The 16,611-nt window shown below is 64.8% G+C and carries 16 protein-coding genes; 6 read left to right on the top strand and 10 right to left on the bottom strand.

Going from position 1 to position 16,611, the window contains the following annotated elements; all coding sequences use genetic code 11:
* Positions 1 to 29: 29 nt before the first annotated feature.
* Positions 30 to 533, bottom strand: a complete 504-nt coding sequence (locus tag OHB12_RS08775) for a winged helix-turn-helix transcriptional regulator (protein ID WP_327117877.1) — start codon at positions 531 to 533, stop codon at positions 30 to 32.
* 62 nt (positions 534 to 595) lie between these two features.
* Here OHB12_RS08775 and OHB12_RS08770 point away from each other — a divergent pair, with 62 nt between their 5' ends.
* Entirely contained in the window at positions 596 to 1,114 is a 519-nt protein-coding gene (locus OHB12_RS08770; RefSeq protein WP_327117875.1) for a PaaI family thioesterase, read from the top strand.
* Between the two features lie 471 nt (positions 1,115 to 1,585).
* Here the strand turns inward: OHB12_RS08770 and OHB12_RS08765 are convergent, their stop codons facing one another.
* A complete protein-coding gene (locus OHB12_RS08765; protein WP_327117873.1) occupies positions 1,586 to 2,167 on the bottom strand; it encodes a hypothetical protein in 582 nt (193 codons plus the stop codon).
* A 679-nt stretch (positions 2,168 to 2,846) separates the two neighbouring features.
* Here OHB12_RS08765 and OHB12_RS08760 point away from each other — a divergent pair.
* Positions 2,847 to 3,599 (top strand): glutamine amidotransferase, encoded by a 753-nt coding sequence (locus tag OHB12_RS08760; protein ID WP_327117871.1) that lies wholly within the window; start codon positions 2,847 to 2,849, stop codon positions 3,597 to 3,599.
* A gap of 39 nt (positions 3,600 to 3,638) precedes the next feature.
* Here the strand turns inward: OHB12_RS08760 and OHB12_RS08755 are convergent, their stop codons facing one another.
* From OHB12_RS08755 to OHB12_RS08745, 3 genes are all read right to left on the bottom strand, one after another.
* Positions 3,639 to 4,988: a family 1 glycosylhydrolase gene (locus tag OHB12_RS08755; RefSeq protein WP_327117869.1), complete on the bottom strand. Its 1,350-nt coding sequence runs from the start codon at positions 4,986 to 4,988 to the stop codon at positions 3,639 to 3,641.
* A 241-nt stretch (positions 4,989 to 5,229) separates the two neighbouring features.
* Complete coding sequence (locus OHB12_RS08750; RefSeq protein WP_327117867.1) at positions 5,230 to 6,057, bottom strand: alpha/beta fold hydrolase; 828 nt, start codon at positions 6,055 to 6,057, stop codon at positions 5,230 to 5,232.
* 628 nt (positions 6,058 to 6,685) lie between these two features.
* Positions 6,686 to 7,369: a hypothetical protein gene (locus OHB12_RS08745; RefSeq protein ID WP_327117865.1), complete on the bottom strand. Its 684-nt coding sequence runs from the start codon at positions 7,367 to 7,369 to the stop codon at positions 6,686 to 6,688.
* Between the two features lie 335 nt (positions 7,370 to 7,704).
* Here OHB12_RS08745 and OHB12_RS08740 point away from each other — a divergent pair, with 335 nt between their 5' ends.
* From OHB12_RS08740 to OHB12_RS08730, 3 genes are read left to right on the top strand one after another with little or no spacing between them, the layout of a single operon-like run.
* Positions 7,705 to 8,265, top strand: coding sequence for a hypothetical protein (locus OHB12_RS08740; protein WP_327117864.1), 561 nt, complete (start codon positions 7,705 to 7,707; stop codon positions 8,263 to 8,265).
* A gap of 11 nt (positions 8,266 to 8,276) precedes the next feature.
* Entirely contained in the window at positions 8,277 to 9,611 is a 1,335-nt protein-coding gene (locus OHB12_RS08735; protein WP_327120961.1) for a Dyp-type peroxidase, read from the top strand.
* Positions 9,608 to 10,621, top strand: coding sequence for a hypothetical protein (locus OHB12_RS08730; RefSeq protein WP_327117863.1), 1,014 nt, complete (start codon positions 9,608 to 9,610; stop codon positions 10,619 to 10,621). Before OHB12_RS08735 ends, OHB12_RS08730 begins: the two co-directional genes overlap by 4 nt.
* A gap of 76 nt (positions 10,622 to 10,697) precedes the next feature.
* Here OHB12_RS08730 and OHB12_RS08725 read toward each other — a convergent pair whose 3' ends face one another.
* From OHB12_RS08725 to OHB12_RS08705, 5 genes are all read right to left on the bottom strand, one after another.
* Positions 10,698 to 10,844, bottom strand: coding sequence for a DUF1059 domain-containing protein (locus OHB12_RS08725; protein WP_327120959.1), 147 nt, complete (start codon positions 10,842 to 10,844; stop codon positions 10,698 to 10,700).
* 212 nt (positions 10,845 to 11,056) lie between these two features.
* Positions 11,057 to 11,938 carry a hypothetical protein gene (locus OHB12_RS08720; protein WP_327117862.1) on the bottom strand — a complete coding sequence of 294 codons (882 nt, stop codon included), beginning with the start codon at positions 11,936 to 11,938 and terminating at the stop codon, positions 11,057 to 11,059.
* A 101-nt stretch (positions 11,939 to 12,039) separates the two neighbouring features.
* On the bottom strand, positions 12,040 to 13,383 hold the full coding sequence (gene shiA, locus OHB12_RS08715; RefSeq protein ID WP_327120957.1) for a shikimate transporter: 1,344 nt from the start codon (positions 13,381 to 13,383) through the stop codon (positions 12,040 to 12,042).
* A 35-nt stretch (positions 13,384 to 13,418) separates the two neighbouring features.
* Positions 13,419 to 14,753, bottom strand: coding sequence for an MFS transporter (locus tag OHB12_RS08710; protein WP_327117861.1), 1,335 nt, complete (start codon positions 14,751 to 14,753; stop codon positions 13,419 to 13,421).
* A 188-nt stretch (positions 14,754 to 14,941) separates the two neighbouring features.
* Positions 14,942 to 15,604 (bottom strand): TetR/AcrR family transcriptional regulator, encoded by a 663-nt coding sequence (locus tag OHB12_RS08705; RefSeq protein WP_327117860.1) that lies wholly within the window; start codon positions 15,602 to 15,604, stop codon positions 14,942 to 14,944.
* Between the two features lie 123 nt (positions 15,605 to 15,727).
* On the opposite strand from OHB12_RS08705, the gene OHB12_RS08700 reads away from it, so the two are divergent.
* Positions 15,728 to 16,606: a shikimate dehydrogenase gene (locus OHB12_RS08700; protein ID WP_327117858.1), complete on the top strand. Its 879-nt coding sequence runs from the start codon at positions 15,728 to 15,730 to the stop codon at positions 16,604 to 16,606.
* Positions 16,607 to 16,611 lie beyond the last annotated feature (5 nt).

Below are 16,611 nucleotides of genomic sequence, written 5' to 3'. Positions count from 1 at the left end.
ACGACGATCTGGCGACGATCTGACCAGGTTCAGGCGTCCCTGGTGCGTGGGAGCGCAGCCGCCCGCGCACCAGGGCCCGGCGTGGTGACCACGTCATGAGGGGAGTCGATGTGATGGCCTGCGGCGCAGACGAGGTGGACGCCGACCGAGGCGCCGCAGTCCCGGTGCAGCATTGCCGCCGGGGCCCCTTCCAAGTCCGCCAGGTAGCGATCGCCCCATTCCCGGACTGCCACCAGTACCGGGTACACGTCGAATCCCATGGCAGTGAGCCGATACTCGTGGCGTTCGCGCTCACCCGGCTCCCGGTACGGGTGCCGAACCAGTACGCCCATGTCGCAAAGCATGGCCAGCCGGTTGGTCAGCACCTGTTTCGGTGTGCCTGCATGGTCATGGATCTGGTCGAAACGGCGGATACCGTTGAAGATCTCGCGCAGCACCACCACTGTCCAGCGTTCGCCGAGGATCGCCATCGCACGGCCGATCGTGCAGTTCTCGGTGGACCAGTTCATTGCGGCCGGGTCGGGCTGCGACATGACTCCAGCGTAGACCTCTGGGTCTTGTTGACAGACTCAGCTGGCGGTGCGAGTCTCAGTCGATGACTCGAACTGAGGCCGACTCCGCAGTGCAGACCAGGACTTACAGCTGGACCGATCCGACCGCAGGCTTCGCCGCGTTGGCCGCGTTGGCCCAGAGCAGTGGCCTCGAGCAGATCCAAGCGATCGTGGACGGCCGGATCGCGCCGCCGCCCGCGGTGAGCATGATCGACATACAGGAGATGAAGGCCCGCGAGGGATGGATCGAAGTCACCATGCGGGCACAGAAATTCCACTACAACCCGCTCGGCACCGTACACGGCGGCGTGCTTTCCACCCTGTTGGACACCGCCGCGGCCTGCGCGGTACACACCACGCTGAAGCCGGGCCAGTTCTACACCTCGCTGGACCTCAGCGTGAAATATCTGCGTCCGGCGACCGAGGCGTCCGGCCTGCTCCGGTGCGAGGGAACCGTGATCAACCGCGGCCGCAGCACCGCCCTCGCTCAGGCCCAGGTCACCGACGAAGCCGGGCGTCTGATCGCCCACGCCACCTCGAGTTGTATGATCTTGACGCCCTGAGCGTGAGGTCCGCTGCGAAGCGCAGCGCGGGTGACCAGGCTGGTGCGCGTATCGAATGATGCTGGCAGCCAGAAGGTTCGGTAGCGCGGGTACTGCCAGGAAACACAGGTCCGAAGACGCTCATCCGGCACTGTGCTCGAAACACTGGCGGCTTCGCGCTGCTCGATTCTGGCGGGAGTTGCGAGCCGGCGTCGAAGCGGTGGCAGAAGCCGGTGCTGATAACGCTGGCCGAGCCGAAGACGAGTCCCAAGACGTGCTCGACCCGAACTCTCTTTCCAGCCCGCTGCCGTTCCGACCGTCGTGTAGCGACCGGTGCTCGTCGCCCCAACGACAGAGCCCCTGACCGGTGATGACACCTCATCCGAGAGGAGTTCCCGAGACCGCTCCAGGCCGGGTAGATCAGCGCATTTCGGAGCGACCTCGGGCACATCCACTATCAGTTGGAAGCAGAGCTACCTACCGTGATCTGACTCAGATCACGACACCACCGACGAAGGCGCCGACGATGGCACCGGCGACGAGGCCGATGAACAGGCCGGGAATAGCGCCGACCACCAAGAACAGGGCACCGACCAGCGTGCCGATGACTGCGCCGATCGCGGCACCGACGACGACGCCGCCCACGACGCCGACGGCGCCGATGTCCTTCAGCTGAGCGACATTCTGGTTGTACTCCGCGATGTCGCCGACGGGAGTGGACCTGTCTGCCGGCTTGAGCGTCAGGGCTGTGCCTTCGGCATTGATGTCAGGGTTCAACCGAACCTGTTGTCCCGTAGCCTGGAACGACAAGGGCAGACTCGCGACCACGACACCGTCGGGAGCTGTCACGGTAACCGCGGTCGCGTCGGGCGTCAACGCGAACCGGCCGGACTCCAAGGTGGTCGTCACCCCTGCGCGGTCCTCGGACAATCCGGTGGTGTAGGTGACTCCTCGGTCGGTTCCGCTGGTCGCGGTGGAGGTGATGGTGCCAGGACCGGCGTAGGCGGTACCAGCCGCGACCCCGGTAGCCGCGATGGCGAGCAGCGATGTGACGACGAATTTCTTGATTCTCATGTGATGACCCCACTCTCGGTGCCGTTCGATCGACACCGCCGTTGAATCGGAAAATTCCAGCGGCTCACATCATTCCACCCTGGGCAGCCAAATGAGAAGACTTCAGAAATTCTTTCCGTTCGAGATGATCGCTTGTCCAAGTGCGCATCTCGTGCGCAGCGACATCCGCGTCGGCTCTGCCGGTGTCGCCCGCGTTGCCCGGTGATACTCCGACCAACCATGACTTCGGTCTGCGGTTCGCCGGATTCGAGGCAGGTGACCGCACGCATCCCGCCTTCGACGTGCAGGTGTGTCAGGACGCCGGGTCCTCGCCGCGTTCCGCCTCGCCGACGAGCTCGACTGGCTAACCGGCACGGTCGCCGAGATCTACGCCCTCGACCGCGGTGCCTGCATCGGGCCCGAGGCGGCAGCGGAGCGCCGAGCGAACGCCGCGATTCGGCACGGCGCGGACCGGCTGGCCCAGATCGCCATGAAGGACCATGTCGGCCGCAGGGCTCGGCGTCCGTCCCAGCGCGGACGATGTCTACCCCCTGACCGTAACCGTCCCGGCCACGTCCGTGCTGGTCCGAGACGAATAGCTGGTCCTTCAGGTCGCGGGCACGTTCCGTTCCGGCATACGATCGGAGGGGTTTCGGTCAACACACCACCTCATGGCCGTCGATCTTCCACAATCTGATACATGCCCAAGCCCTGTCTGCTGTTGCAGTTGCGGCCCGAGCGAGTGGCCGCGGACGACGAATACCACGCCATCCTGCGCGCGGCCGAGCTCGACGTCGGCGACTTTGTCCGGGTGCAGATGGATCAGGAACTTCCCGACATCGACCTCGACGACTTTTCGGCGATTATCGTGGGCGGCGGCCCGAGCAATGTGAGCAGTCCTGACGACAAGAAGTACGACTACCAGAAGAGATTCGAGCCCAAGCTGAAGAACCTGACCAGCGAGATCGTTCAGCGCGATTTTCCGTACCTGGGCGCTTGCTATGGATTGAGCACCCTGGCTGACGTGCTGGGCGGAAAGGTGAGCGACGAACGGTACGGGGAGACGGCCGGCGCACAGACGATCGAATTGACCGCCGCCGCCCGCGACGATCCGCTCCTGCGGACCATACCGCAGTCGTTTCGGGCGTTCGTGGGCCACAAGGAGGCCTGCCAGGAAGTTCCACCCGGCGCGGTGCTGCTCGCCGGGTCGGTCGGTTGCCCCGTACAGATGATCCGAGTCGGGAACCACGCGTATGCCACCCAATTCCATCCCGAGCTGGACGGCAACGGACTCGAACTGCGTATCGAAACCTACCGGCACGCCGGCTATTTCGACCCGGACGAGGCTGACTATCTCACCGCGCTCGGCCACCGAGAATCGATCACCGTGCCGAGTGAGATTCTGCGTCGATTCACCACCCGATACTGCGGCAGTCGAAGCATCAACGCCTAGTGCCGTGTCCGGATCAGCGGCGGCGCCGCGGCCTGCACGCTACGGGCCCGCGACCGGTGTCAGGCAGCTGGCCGGTGGATCGACAAGGAAGCAGATGGCGGGGCCGCGGGTGGGGAGGTAGCCGACGGGGACACCGCCCTCGGCGACGATCTGCGTGTAGGTGCCGACGGCGTCGGTGGGACGGCGAGTGAGGGTCGGGTCGGTGCGCACGTCGACGGTGTAGAGGCCGAATCGTGGTGTGTAGCTTCCCCATTCGTAGTTGTCGGTAATACTCCAGTAGTTGTAGCCGATGACGTTGATGCCGTCTGCCTTTGCGCGCTGGATCCAGTAGACGGTGTCGCGGAGATGATCGCTGCGGGTGTAGCCGTCGGCGCGGGGATGGCCGTTCTCGGTGGGCATGCCGTTCTCGACGATGTAGAGCGGTTTGTTCGGGAAGCGGCGCGAATAGTATTGCAGCGCATAGTAGATACCTTCTGTGCGCAAGGGCAGCTCCCAGATGTGCTGCCCAGGCAGGGTCGGCATCGCCGATCCGCTGGCCCTCGCGATCGACGTAAGCAGCGACTGCGCCGGATCGTAGGCGAAGTAGTAGTCGACGCCCACATAGTCGAGCCGGTCCCCGATGCGATCGACGAGCGCACCGTTGACCTGGGCCTCCGAGCCGGCGACATAGCCGACGTTGCTGGTCACCTGGGCGCCGGGCTGGACCTGGTGGATGTAGTCGTAGATGACGTTGTGCGCCTGCGCAACCCGCTCCAGCATCTCGGCCGCGTCGGTGGCGCCGCTGCGGGCCTCGTGCACGATGTAGGCGACCGGCTCGTTCACGGTGACCCACAGCGGATTGTGGGATGCGTAGCGGTCGACGACCTTGCGCATGTTGCCCAGCCAGTCGTCGACCATGCCCGGACTGCGCCAGCCGCCGCGGTCGACCGCCCATCCGGGGTACACCCAGTGGTCCAAGGTGATCATCGGCCGCATCCCGGCCTGCTCGATACTCGCGATGACCGCATCGTAGAAACGGAACGCGGCCACGTCCCAGACCCCTGGCGCGGGCTGTAGCCGGGCCCACTCGATTCCGATCCGGAACACCCGCACGCCCAGCGCGGCCGCCATGCCGATATCCGACGCATAGCGGTCGTAGAAGTCGACCGAATCGTGAAGTTCGTCGTAATCGTGGTTCGCGGAGATGTAACGCGTCCAATTGCTGTCGGGCGCATGGCCTTCGGACTGGAATCCGGATGCCGCGACACCCCAGAGGAATCCCGCGTCGAGTGGCGGTATAGCGGCGGCCGGCCGAATCAGAGGGGTGGCCGGGGAATGCGTGCAGAGCAGCAGGGTCGACGCGGCGGCGGCGAGCGCGGCCAGGACGTACCGACGGAACCGGGATCGCATCGACTCAGGGTAACTGGATACTCTCCGAATCGTTGGAAGATCCGCGTGTATGCACTACGGCCGCGCCGAGGCAGGTCGCTACGCCGCGCATACCCCGGTCCCCTGGGAATCCCGAGAGCGAGCACTCGAACCTGATCCGGAAATGCCCAGAGATGCGCTCACACGCCGACGAACCGACAGGTACCGATGGGTCGGCGACAAGAATGCACTACCACCGAATGTGCCTACGTGAGAACCGATCTCAGGACCCGTCCGCCAGAGCGAATTGCTCGACGAGGTGTGGCAAGACCAATTCGGTTTGTTCGATCGCCGCGGAGTGGCCTGCCTTGGGAATCGTCACGGTGCGGCCGCGTGGGCACGCGTCGGCGATGTTGTCCGAGGAGATCGGCGTCGGGTAGGCGTTGTCTTCCGCACCGGCGATGGCGAGTACCGGCACCGCGCACTGGTGGAGTTCCTCGACCACTCGCTTCCGGGTGACGACACCGTAGGAGGCGTCTCCGATGGAGGGGCCGAGTTCGCTGATTCTTTCCCGCCAGGTGGAGATGAGCGAGTTGTTGTTCTGGAGGGTCCAACGGCCGAACATGATTTCGAGGATGGAGTCGGTCACCTGCGCCGCGCCGTGCTCGGTGAGATGAGCGACCAACGGCTCGTAATCGGCGCGCCGGTACTCTTCCTCAGCTGAAGACCCGATAACTGTGCAGGTGCGAATGAGTTCGGGGCGCCGTGCCGCAAGCCGCAACCAGATGAAGCCACCGAGGCTGTTGCCGATGACGTGGCACGGTCTCCATCCTCGGGCCTCGATGAACGCTGCGGCATCGGCGGTGAGGATTTCGACATCCAGATCTTCCCGCCGCTCGGCGCGAGCGCTGTCGGCTTGCCCTCGATGATCGTAGGCGATCACCAGATAGCCGCGTTCTACGAGCAGCTCCATGAGCGGGTACCACATTCGTCGGTCGAGGAACAGGCTGTGGCTGCACACGACCGGCTTGCCCTCCGCCGGTCCCGCCATGCTGTAGGCCAGCGTCGTTCCATTGACCTGAGCAGTTTCATGAACCAGATCGAATGCCATGAAGATTCCTCCCTAGGGGCAGCTCGAGCGGTATGACCGTGTCGGAGTCGGCGGCTTCGGCGGTGGCGTCGTCGGGTGATACCCGCGGTCACCTACCGCTGTCGTGGCGGTCTGAGGTTGTCGGTCGAATGTGTTGCGGACCTCTGGTATTCGACGCGCCAGGGCGTGGGGATGGCAGTGTCTTCGGCGGAGCTCCGGCCGAGTCCAGGAGCAGGGCTTGTCCATCCACCGGATGCCTGGAGGCACTGTGCAACGCGAAGAGATCGATCGTGTTGTGGGTTGTCGACCTCGGCGGTGGCATGCGTGCACGGCATCCGCGTTGTGGAGGCACTCGAGCGCTACTCCAGCCCCGGGAAGGTCAGGCAGTCGCAGGGCAGGTTCTTCCGCAGGCCGCGGGTCGGCCGGAAGTGCTCGAAATCGCAGCGGGGCGATCGCAGGAATTGTTGTGGCACAGCGGAACTCGAGGCAATCGCCCGTGTTCCGCGAGGCGGCGGCGAAGGAAGTGATCGACCGGTCGCGCTCGGTCGCGGAGGTGCGGTTCCGAACCGGCGCACCCGCCAGTTCGGCCGTGCGCGACCGAATCGCGTCGAATCGGCTGATCGGCACCGTAATCGCAGCATTGCCGTGGTCAATCGCCGTGGTTACGCAGTTGTTCGATTAATCCGGAGCGCCCCAGTATGAGGCCACTGACTACGAACACCCAGGCGGGGAACGCCAGCGTCAGCCACATGCTTGTCTCGCCGGCGATGAGCAGCGCCAGGGCAAGTATGTAGCTGAGGGCGGCGAGCCAGCGTGGCATCAGCCTGGTCTTCAGCCAAATCGTCGCGAGCGAGATCATGAACACGGCGGCCATCCGCAGTGCGTAGGTCTTGGTCGCCGACAGCACGACCATCTTGCCGAAGTGGACCACCTCGGCGTGGGCGGCTGTGTCGGTGCCGTCGGCGTTGCTTGCCGCCAGGCCGGCGGCGACGGCGGTAGCGACGAACATCATCGCCACGAACAACAGCCCGCTGCCGAGGAAGACGGACACGAAGAACCGGTCCTCGTAGCGCCCGAACCCGTCGCGTACGACGCCGATGAACCATAGGAAGCTGATGCCGGCGAAGGGCATCAGTACGGTCGCTGTAGTAATCGCGTTGTGTCGACCGTCCAGCCACTGAGTCGAATCTTCAATTCCTTCAGGCATTTCGGTGCGGATCAAGATCAAAGTTGTGCCGAACAACGCCGCGAATATCACTCCGGCCAGTGCGGCGGCTCGGGGCGTCGAGAGCTGGCGCGGCGCCCGCTCGGTGTGCTGCGGTGGTATCGACATGGCGTCATCCTGTCAAACCTGGGCGCCTGTGGCCGGGATTTCGCAGCCTACGGACGATTGGATTGTGCGGCGGAATTGCGGTAGGTAGATCGGTGATGTGGTTGAATTATCGACCACATATGCCAGGAGGTGTGGAAGAGCAGTTGGGCTCGCGCAACCGACCGAAACATTGTTGAGCCACTAATTATCCAGACGCACGTCGGCGGGTCCACGTCGTTTGCGACTTCCGCCCCGATTTCCGGCAAGTTTGGGATTTCGGTTATACGTGCGGGTCCGTAAGATGGATCTCGGTGTCCGGTGTCCGGTGTACTGCGGTAGCGAAGGTAGGTGACGACATGCCCGCGACCGATCGCGACTGGAGCAGGCCAGCGGCGATGGCCCTCCCCAAGGAAGGCTATTTCGAGCTGGAGCGGGGAAGGTATGGGCCGATTTATCCACGGACCCCGGCCTGCTATGGGTTCTCGATCATCGCAAAGGTGAAGCCAGGTCGAGAAGAGGCCATACGCGCGTACGGCAAGCAGATCGAAGATGCGGTAGCGGGCAGTCCGGATGTGCTTGCGCCGCTGCGGCTGCATTACCTGCGATGGGTGCTGTTCGATGTCGGGTCGGGATTGCATTTCCAATATCAAGGCATCTTCGACACCGATTTCGACAAGTACACCGAAGACGCCGTTGCGCTCTTCAGCCAGACCGGTATCACCACCGTTTTCACCAATCTCGAAGGATTTCCCGAGGACTGGAAGGAAAACACGGAGGCGTTCGTCGAATTCGTCCGAGAACACCAACTTCCGAGCTTCCTGGAATACGGCGAGTACCCCTACGTCACCGCCGACGAGATCAAAAAAGCGCTGCGGGTCAAGGCGGCGTTCTCCGAAATGCTCGATCAGATGCAATGAGCACTGTGGCAATGCTCGAACTCGAGGATATTCAGCACATCCTGCTGACTCGTACCCCGGCGATGACCGGCCGCTACGAGTTCCTGTCCTTCGACGACCCCGCCGGGGGCCGGGCCTGGTTGACCGCGCTGCTGGACCGGGTTCAGTCGGCCGCAGACGCGCGCGCCACGATCGACAGTTCCGAGCGCTGGATCACACTGGCCTTTACCTGGCGCGGGCTGCGGGCGCTCGGCGTGTCGGCGAAGGCGCTTGCCACCTTCCCCGACGAGTTCCGTGAAGGCATGGCCGCCCGCGCTGACATTCTGGGCGACACCGGCGCTGATCATCCCGAAAACTGGATGGGCGGGCTGGCCGATGACGGACTGCACGCCATCGTGATCTTGTTCGCCCGCACCGATGCCGAACACCAGCGGTGCACCGCCGAGCACAAGAGACTGGTGGCCCGCTGCTCCGGTGTGCGCGTGTTGTCGTTCCTGGATTTGAACGCGACGCCGCCATTCGACTACGCCCATGACCACTTCGGGTTCCGAGACCGGTTGTCCCAGCCGGTGATCGAAGGATCCGGCGAAGAACCGACGCCAGGCTCGGGTATACCGCTGAAACCCGGTGAATTCATCCTGGGCTACCCCGACGAGGAGGGGGCGCCTCGCGGGTTGCCGCTGCCGGAAGTGTTGTCCCGCAACGGCAGCTACATGGCCTACCGCCGGCTGCAAGAACACGTCGGGGAGTTTCGGAACTATCTGCGAGCGCACGCTGACACCCCGCAGGAGCAGGAGTTACTTGCCGCGAAGCTCATGGGCCGCTGGCCGAGCGGCGCCCCCCTGGTGCTGGCCCCTGACCGTGATGATCCGCAGCTGGGCGCGGATCCCATGCGGAACAATGACTTCAACTACAAAGAGATGGACCCACACGGCTACGCGGTACCGCTGGGCTCGCACGTGCGGCGACTCAACCCACGCGACACGGCAGTAAATATGAACCGCCGCAGGATGATTCGCCGCGGCGCCACCTACGGGCCTGCCCTCCCCGAGGGTGCCCCCGATGACGGGAAGGACCGGGGCATTGCCGCGTTCATCATCTGCGCCAGCCTGGTCCGGCAGTTCGAGTTCGCCCAAAACGTCTGGATCAACGACAAGACATTCCACGAACTCGGCAATGAACGCGACCCCATTTGCGGCACCCAGGACGGCACCCTGGAGTTCACGATCCCCAAGCGACCCATCCGAAAGGTGTTCAAGGGCCTGCCGGCCTTCACCACGCTCAGGGGAGGCGCGTACTTCTTCCTGCCGGGCATCAGCGCCCTGCGATACCTGGCCACGCTCGACAGTCGAGAGGTGACATCATGAGCACCCGGCCGCCGGCACGCATCTACAACCAGAATCACATCCCGCGCAAGCGCGACGGGCGACGGCGCATAAGCATTTATTGGACGTGGAACTACCCGTGGGAAGCCCAACGAGATCCCGCCGAAATGTATAACCGCTTCTCCACGATGACCGAAGTCCGCAACGTACTGTGGCCGAGCTATGAGACACCTGAGTACGACGCGGCGCACTTCCTGCAGGGCATCGCGGGCACACTGGAGCTGTTCCATCGCTCAACGCTGGCGTTTCAGCAGTTGGCCGGTGCGGCCACCGGGCATCCCGTCGCGGTGTTCCAGCGCATCGACCAGGCCGGCTACACATTGCCGATCGACGAGCGGATCCTGGCCGACACCGACACGCTGATGGTGTTCGGGCTCGATCACATCCTCTCCGAGCAGGAAGCCACACCCGAAGAAGACATCGCGATCCGGGAGTGGCTGCAACGCGAAGGCACCTGCCTGCTTCTGGCGCCGCACCACGACGTCGGCTTCACCGACGACTACACACAGCGACAAATCGAATACGAGCATCACGGCGACCGACTGGTGCCCCGTCAGCAGCGATTCGGCCGGTACACACGCTCGCTGATGACTGCGCTCGACGTGCCGGTGCACAACAAATGGGGCCTGCGTCCCGCGGTCGTCGACGGCACCGGTGAGATCGCCCCCCTCACCGGGTTCCGCGATCTGGACGCACCCCAGTTGCTGGACAACGTCACCACATTCAACTTCCACCCCCATCTGCCGCACTACGAGCTCACCGCGCCGGAAAGCGACTCGTTACGTGTCCTGGGCCGCCAGCGCGTCGACCCCCAGCGGCCCCATCCCTTTACCGCGGCGGGTAACACGGAGTTCAACGCGCTGATCTGGATGCCACCTGCCGACCGGCGTGCCGGCGACATCGTGCTCATCGACTCCACCAACTTCACCACACTGTTCGGCGGCACCGACAGCCTCGAAAACCTCTGGCACAACCTCGCCACCATGAGATGACCGAGGATTTCGTCGGCATCCCTACCCCTGCTATGTCATGGCGGTCCACGCCGCCGCGCCCTTGCTCGCCCCGGTGTCAGTAGGCGATGAAGAGGATTTCGTCCCGCGTGTAGTCGTGGCCGGGGTGGTTGGCGGCGAGGTGCGCCTGCGTCTTCTGGACGAGGTCGTCTTCGTCGACGCCGGTGATGAGTTCACCGCAGGGGCAGCTGAGCCTGGTCTTCATATCGTCTCTTCGGGTGGTCGGGATATCAACGTCAGTCATCATCCACCCGGACCGATTCCTGTGCACCTCGAGAGCTCCGCTGCACGAGATGACCGGCAACAGCACACGCTCGGGGCTGCTGACCGTGCCAGGTACGGGAATTCGATCAACTAGCCAACGCGGGACAAGTGATCCGTTCCTGAAGCCTACAGCCTCGGCCACCGCGCATAGCATCACATAACTGCGGGGTGCGTCGGGGCCAGGAGGCAGTCGTCAGGGTCCCAGGTGGAAATCGCACCGCCGAGTTCGGTCACCGATTCGCGCAGCAATCCCGCGAGGGGCTGCGGCAGGCTCAGCGGCGCGAGCATGCCCACGGCTTGGAGGTACAGATGTGCCCACCCGTTGATGAGACGGGTGCCGTGAGCGGCGGCGTAGCGGGCGACGGAGTTCGGGGTGTCCGAGTACACGAAATCGTACACGCGTGTCGTTTGGCTCAATTCGGCTGTGCCCCAGGGGAGTACATCGAATTTCCCGCTTCGGCCGAGAGGTGTGGCGTTGACGACGAGGTCGTAATCGGCGAGCTGGTCGACGCGGGCGGCCCACTCGACGGCACCCGTCACTCCGACCCGCTCATCCAGCTCCCGCGCCAATGTGACCGCCGCGTCGGCGTCGGCATCGGCGATATCGAGCACCGCGATCCGGCCGCGCAAGGCGAAAGCGAAGGCGTGTCCCGCGCCGCCCGCGCCGAGCAGCAGCACCCGGCGGAAAGTCCGGTCCTCGGTGGCCATCCGGACCGCGGTCATATCCGTATTCATCGCCCGCAGACGGCCATTGGTCGCGATCAGCAGATTCGCGACCCCCGCGGCGGTAGCATCGTCATCGGCCTGATCCGCGATGTCGAAGGCCCACGCCTTGTGCGGCATCGTGATATTCACCGCCGAGACCTCCCCGGCGCGCAGCCGCCGCTCCACTTCGGCCAAACCCGTGGCCTCCGGCACATCCCAGGCGTCGTAGCGGATGTCGAGCCCCGACCGCTGGAATACCCGGGTCCACAATGTGGGCGACATAGCCTGCGACGCGTGGGAGCCGACGAGGTAGAGCTGTTGGGTGCCCATTGGCGTCTCCTGTGTGCTGCGGGTGTGCGCGCACCTGTCGGCGAAATCCGCGCTGCCACCTGATTTTTCATTCTGTTTCGGTGCCCGGCCTGGCTTGTCTCTCAGGCCGCCTCCGTCAGCGGGATATGACTGGGGATTTCGCTGGTGGGCTCCGCCTCCGGCCCGCCCATCTTGATCAGCGCGGCGACGACGGCGGAGACCAGGCAGCCCAGGGTGAGATAGGCGGCGACGAAGTACCAGGAGCCGTCGTTCCAGCCGACCAGCGCGGAAGCGATGAACGGCGTGAAACCACCGGCGACGGCGGCGGCCACCTGGTAACCGACTCCGGCTCCGCTATAGCGCAATTCGGGTCCGAACATTTCGGTGAACAGCGGCTGCTGCACGCTGACCACCATGTCGTGCGACACGTTGACCAGGATCACCGCGAGTACCACGATGGCCACGACCGCGGCGGCCTGCAGCGAGAGGAAGAACGGTACGGCCGCGAGTGCGCCGGTCGCGGCGCCGGTGACGAAGATCGGGCGGCGGCCGAAGCGGTCCGATGCGTAGGCGTAGGCGGGAATGCTGAAGATACCGAGGAATCCGACCAGCAGTGCGACATTCAGCATGAACTGGCGTTCGTAACCGAGTTCGTTGGTGGTGTAGCTGAGCGCGAAGGTCGTGACGATGTACATGGTGAACAGCTCGGCCAGCCGCAACGCGATGATCTTCAGGAACGCGCCGGGGTGCCTGCGGATCGCCTCGATGACCGGCGCTTTCCGCTGCGTCAGCGATTCGGCGACCGCCTGCTCGAACACCGGTGATTCCTCGACGCCTGTGCGGATCCACAGTCCGACCAGCACCAGTGCAGCGCTGAGCAGGAAGGGGATACGCCAGCCCCAAGTGGTGAACGCCGCATCGCCGAGTAGGGCACTGACGGCGGATACGGCGCCGGTGGCGAGGATGAGTCCGATGGAATAGCCGACCTGGACGCCGCTCGAGTAGAACGCCTTCCACTTCGACGGTGCGCTTTCCACCGCCATCAGTGCGGCGCCGCCCCATTCGCCGCCGACCGCGAAGCCCTGGATGGCGCGCAGAATCACCAGCGCCAGCGGCGCAAACCAGCCGATCGTCGCGAAGTTCGGCACCAGGCCGATGAGGGCGGTGGCGACGCCCATGAGGACCATGGTCCAGATCAGCATTCGCTTGCGGCCCAGACGATCTCCGAAATGCCCGAAGACGATTCCGCCGAGCGGACGGAACAGAAAACCGACGCCGAAGGTGGCGAATGCGGCCAGGATGCCGATATTCGGCGCCACACTCGGAAAGAACTGGGACTTGAAAACCAGTGCGGCGACGATGCCGTAGAGCAGGAAGTCGTACCACTCGACCACCGCTCCGACGAAGCTGCCGATGGCGGCGCGACGGGCCCTGGTCCCGTCCGCTGCGGGGATATTCGTGTGTATGTCAGACCTCGTTGTGTCCGGTCGGGGGATTCGTCTCAGGCCTTGCCGAGTTCGGTCAGCGGAACCCGGTAGGTTTCGCGGGCGGTCGCCGCGGAGAGCGCGGAGACGACACAGCACACCGCGACCAGCACCGCCACCGGAAGCCAGTTGGTGCGGCTCTCGCCGACCAGCGTCCAGGCGATTGTGGGCGCGAAACCCGATGCGGCGAAACCTATTTGGGTGCCGATGGCGATGCCGGAGAAACGCACCTTGGTGGTGAACATCTCGGCGTAGAACGACGGCCAGATGGCATTGGGTGCGCTGTAGCAGACCCCGATGAGCACCAACGCGGCCACGAAGATCAGCGGCACGTTACCGGACATGATGGCCTTGAAGTACACGAAAATCATGACGGCGCAACCGAATACACCGGAAATGAACACCGGCTTGCGCCCGACGCGATCGGCCAGCAGCGCCAGCGATGGCTGCATGATCAGGGCCAGCACGTTCGCCGAGACCGCGACCAGCAGCATGGTGGTCTTGCCGAGACCGACCTCGCTGCTGGTGGCGAAGGCCAGGCCGAAGACCGAGAACGTCGTGGTGCAGACCGCGATGAACGCGCAGAGCAGCACGCGCAGGACATCGGCGGAATGGGTGCGGAACAGTTCGACCACGGGGAACTTGGCGACCTGATGGGTCTGTTGTTCTTCCTGGAACACCTCCGGCTCGTCGAGCCGGCGTCGCACGACGTAGGCGAGCACGACCACCAGCAGGCTGAACCAGAACGGCACCCGCCAGCCCCACGAGAGCAGTGTCTGCTCGGAAAGGCTCGCCACGGCGAGGAACACGATGGTCGCGAGGATGAACCCGGCCTGGGTGCCGGTCAGGGTCCAGCTGGTGAAGAACGCGCGGCGGCCGAAGGGCGCGTGCTCGAGCGTCAGTGCGTTCGCGCCGCTCTGTTCGCCCGCCGCCGAGATGCCCTGCAGCACGCGCAACAGCACCAGCAGGATCGGGGCGGCGACGCCGACCGAGGCGTAGGTGGGCAGACAGCCGATCAGGAAGGTGGACAGCCCCATCAACACCAGTGTCAATAGCATGACGCGCTTGCGGCCCACCCGGTCGCCGAAGTGGCCGAGCAGTACCGCGCCGATCGGTCGGGCGATGTAGGCGACTCCGAAGGTGGCCAGCGCGAGCAGCGTGCCCATCGCGGGATCGGACTTGGCGAAGAACACCTTGCCGAACACGAGTGCCGCGGCCGAAGCATAGATGTAGAAGTCGTAGTACTCGAGCATGCTTCCGAGGAAGCTGGCGATGGCGGCCCGCTTGACCTTGGTCGTGTCGGCCGGGCGCCCGGCGCCGGGGGCGGCCGCGTCCAGCGTGCTGGCGGTCATGTCGTCTCCTGATGTCCTGCCACCGCAAATGTTCGGATAGTGAACGGCTGTGCGTATTGCGGCGAACCGAATGTAACCCACGTCACGGGGCCGGAGCAACAGTATTAACTAAATAGTTCATTAGATGCCACAACCGGCTGCTCGTAGGGGAGTAGCCGGTTGTGTGTGAGGCTTGGGCGAAGTGCCGTTCAGTCGGTAGATGGCCGCAGGAATGCGGCAACCATATCGGCGAGGATGCGGCGTTGATGCTCGCGCGACTCGGGGGCGATCATGTCGCGACCGAACAGTGCCTGCCAGGTGTGGCGGTTGGCGACCCGGAATACGCAGAAGCTGCTGATGATCATGTGCACATCGAGGGCGTCGACATCGGTGCGGAACAACCCGGCGTGCTGACCCTCGGTGAGAATGGTGGACAGCAGGTCGGCGGCGGGGGCGCCGAGTCGCTTGAGGACCTCGGACCGGCGGATGTGCTCACCGTGCAGCATGTTCTCGGTGGCTACCAAGCGGATGAAGTCGGGGTGCTGCTCATGGTGGTCGAAGGTGAGCTCGGCGACGGCCCGGATCGCCTCGGTCGGGCCGAGTCCGGAGGTGTCGAGTTCACGTTCCAGCGCCCGGATCGCACCGTAGGACCGTTCTAGAACCGCCTGGTAGAGCCCCTCTTTGTCGGTGAAGTAGTAGTAGATCATCCGCTTCGTAGTGTGCGTGCGCTCGGCGATCAGATCCACCCGTGCGCCGGCGTACCCGTTGTCCGCGAATTCCTTGGTCGCCACCTCCAGGATGTTCTCCTTGGTGCGATCACTGTTTCGCCTGCGTTTGACGGGTTTGTCGAGGCTGATGTTGTTCGCGGGCATGGGTCAACTCTAGCGATCCGAGGGTCCACCCGACTTCTGGTGACTTGACCGGGGCGGTACGCTGAGCATTAATTAACTCACTAGTTCGTACATTAGCCCGTCGTCGACAACCAGGAGATTCCCGTGACCGATTCCGTGGTTTGTGGCCTCATCGGGACCGGTATCGGGCCCTCGCTGACCCCGCCGATGCACGAGGCCGAGGGCAGCAGGCAAGGGCTGGCCTACGTGTACCGGATCGTCGACCTCGATCTGCTCGGGTTGACCGTGGCCGACCTGCCCCGGCTGGTGCGCGGCGCGCGTGACCTCGGTTTCCGCGGCCTGAACATCACCCACCCGTGCAAGCAGGCGGTCATCGAATGCCTCGATGAACTCGTACCCGACGCGGCGCGGCTGGGTGCGGTGAACACGGTGCTCTTCGACGAGGGGCGAGCCATCGGCTACAACACCGACTGGACCGGCTTCGGCCGCAACTTCGACCGCGGGCTGTCCGGCGCCCGCCGGGAGCGCGTCGTTCAGCTCGGCGCGGGCGGTGCCGGTGCGGCGGTCGCCTACGCCCTGCTGACCCGCGAGACTCGGAATCTGGTGCTCATCGACCATGAGCACGATCGCGCGCGGCGGTTGGCCGACTCGCTGGCGGCGTTGTTCCCGGCGGCTCGCCTCGAGATCGTCGACCCCGCCGACCTGCCCGCGTGGCTCGCGGACGCCGATGGCCTGGTGCACGCGACGCCGATGGGCATGGCCGGGCACCCAGGATCCGCTGTGCCCGCCGCGCTGCTTCGACCGGACCTGTGGGTGGCCGAGGTGGTCTACCGGCCGCTGGACACCGAACTGCTGCGGGCGGCCCGCGGCGCCGGCGCCCGCACGCTCGGTGGCGGCGGGATGGCCGTCTATCAGGCGGCGGACGCGTTCCGCATCTTCACCGGCATCGAACCCGACGCCGGCCGGATGTACGCGCACCTGACCGACCTGGTGGGACGCGAGGAATTGGAGGCGGTCCGATGAATCCG

The organism is Nocardia sp. NBC_01730 (genome assembly GCF_035920445.1).
Taxonomy (GTDB): domain Bacteria; phylum Actinomycetota; class Actinomycetes; order Mycobacteriales; family Mycobacteriaceae; genus Nocardia.
The sequence above is the reverse complement of the archived record's forward strand: the minus strand, read 5'-3'. Positions and strand labels throughout refer to the sequence as shown.

What these genes read in the sequence shown, in the direction of transcription:
- OHB12_RS08730 (WP_327117863.1), top strand. Translation starts at nt 9,608, where the DNA reads ATGAGCACCCGGCCGCCGGCACGCATCTACAACCAGAATCACATCCCG.
- OHB12_RS08765 (WP_327117873.1), bottom strand. Translation starts at nt 2,167, where the DNA reads ATGAGAATCAAGAAATTCGTCGTCACATCGCTGCTCGCCATCGCGGCT.
- OHB12_RS08735 (WP_327120961.1), top strand. Translation starts at nt 8,277, where the DNA reads ATGCTCGAACTCGAGGATATTCAGCACATCCTGCTGACTCGTACCCCG.
- OHB12_RS08770 (WP_327117875.1), top strand. Translation starts at nt 596, where the DNA reads ATGACTCGAACTGAGGCCGACTCCGCAGTGCAGACCAGGACTTACAGC.
- OHB12_RS08740 (WP_327117864.1), top strand. Translation starts at nt 7,705, where the DNA reads ATGCCCGCGACCGATCGCGACTGGAGCAGGCCAGCGGCGATGGCCCTC.
- OHB12_RS08760 (WP_327117871.1), top strand. Translation starts at nt 2,847, where the DNA reads ATGCCCAAGCCCTGTCTGCTGTTGCAGTTGCGGCCCGAGCGAGTGGCC.
- OHB12_RS08705 (WP_327117860.1), bottom strand. Translation starts at nt 15,604, where the DNA reads ATGCCCGCGAACAACATCAGCCTCGACAAACCCGTCAAACGCAGGCGA.
- OHB12_RS08720 (WP_327117862.1), bottom strand. Translation starts at nt 11,938, where the DNA reads ATGGGCACCCAACAGCTCTACCTCGTCGGCTCCCACGCGTCGCAGGCT.
- OHB12_RS08745 (WP_327117865.1), bottom strand. Translation starts at nt 7,369, where the DNA reads ATGTCGATACCACCGCAGCACACCGAGCGGGCGCCGCGCCAGCTCTCG.
- OHB12_RS08750 (WP_327117867.1), bottom strand. Translation starts at nt 6,057, where the DNA reads ATGGCATTCGATCTGGTTCATGAAACTGCTCAGGTCAATGGAACGACG.
- OHB12_RS08725 (WP_327120959.1), bottom strand. Translation starts at nt 10,844, where the DNA reads ATGAAGACCAGGCTCAGCTGCCCCTGCGGTGAACTCATCACCGGCGTC.
- OHB12_RS08775 (WP_327117877.1), bottom strand. Translation starts at nt 533, where the DNA reads ATGTCGCAGCCCGACCCGGCCGCAATGAACTGGTCCACCGAGAACTGC.
- OHB12_RS08755 (WP_327117869.1), bottom strand. Translation starts at nt 4,988, where the DNA reads ATGCGATCCCGGTTCCGTCGGTACGTCCTGGCCGCGCTCGCCGCCGCC.
- OHB12_RS08710 (WP_327117861.1), bottom strand. Translation starts at nt 14,753, where the DNA reads ATGACCGCCAGCACGCTGGACGCGGCCGCCCCCGGCGCCGGGCGCCCG.